This window comes from Mesorhizobium sp. M7A.F.Ca.CA.004.12.1.1, assembly GCF_003997835.1.
Taxonomy (GTDB): domain Bacteria; phylum Pseudomonadota; class Alphaproteobacteria; order Rhizobiales; family Rhizobiaceae; genus Mesorhizobium.
Genome location: NZ_RZRK01001244.1, coordinates 1 through 1,137 on the forward strand (window position 1 = coordinate 1; position 1,137 = coordinate 1,137).

At 63.4% G+C, this 1,137-nt stretch carries 1 protein-coding gene; it reads left to right on the forward strand.

Features of this window, described 5'->3' with window-relative positions; translation table 11 throughout:
• Positions 1 to 259: 259 nt before the first annotated feature.
• A partial coding sequence (locus EN984_RS35500; RefSeq protein WP_164765962.1) for a class II fumarate hydratase occupies positions 260 to 1,137 on the forward strand: 878 nt, incomplete at its 3' end.

The following is a 1,137-nucleotide window of genomic DNA, read 5'->3' on the forward strand; positions in this document are numbered from 1 at the left end:
GGCTAGGGTGGGGGTCCTCCTTCGCAAGAATCCCCCGCCTTTGAGGGGAGATGGCAGCAGGCGTGGGGCGCCAGCCTCTTCCGGCGGCGATAAGAGGTCACGCCCGGTCGAACCGACCCCCTCTGTCGCCTTCGGCGACATCTCCCCTCGAGGGGGGAGATCACCTTCAACCGATTTGCATCAATCCCCTCCGCAATCTCCGCTTGAAGCCGTTTGTGCAACGCGATACGCCGTTGCCGACTTCGACAAGGAGAGACCCGTGACCGCTGCAAATACCAGAACCGAAACCGACACGTTCGGTCCCATCGAAGTTGCCGCCGACCGGTACTGGGGCGCGCAGGCGCAGCGTTCGCTCGGCAATTTCAAGATCGGCTGGGAGAAGCAGCCGGCGTCGATCGTGCGCGCGCTGGGCATCGTCAAGCGGGCGGCGGCCGAAGCCAACATGGAGCTCAAGCGGCTTGATCTTTCCATCGGCAAGACGATTGTCGAGGCGGCGCAAGAGGTCATCGACGGCAAGCTCGACGACCATTTCCCGCTGGTGGTCTGGCAGACCGGCTCGGGCACGCAGTCCAACATGAACGCCAATGAGGTGATCTCCAACCGTGCGATCGAGATGCTGGGCGGCGTCATGGGTTCCAAGAAGCCGGTGCATCCCAACGATCACGTCAATATGAGCCAGTCGTCGAACGACACCTATCCGACGGCCATGCACATCGCCTGCGCCGAACGCATCGTGCACGATCTGTTGCCGGCGCTGAAGCATCTGCACAAGGCGCTCGCCGCCAAGAGCAGAGAGTTCAATCACATCATCAAGATCGGCCGCACGCACACACAGGACGCCACCCCGCTAACGCTTGGCCAGGAGTTTTCGGGCTATGCAGCGCAGGTCGCCTCGTCGATCAAGCGCATCGAGCTGACATTGCCCGGCCTGCAGGAGCTGGCGCAGGGCGGCACCGCCGTCGGCACCGGCCTCAACGCGCCGGTCGGCTTCGCCGAAAGGGTGGCGGATCGCATCGCCAGCATTACGGGCATCGCCTTCGTCACCGCGCCGAACAAATTCGAGGCGCTGGCGGCCCATGATTCCATGGTGTTTTCGCACGGCGCCATCAATGCGGCGGCCGCCGCACTGTTCAAGAT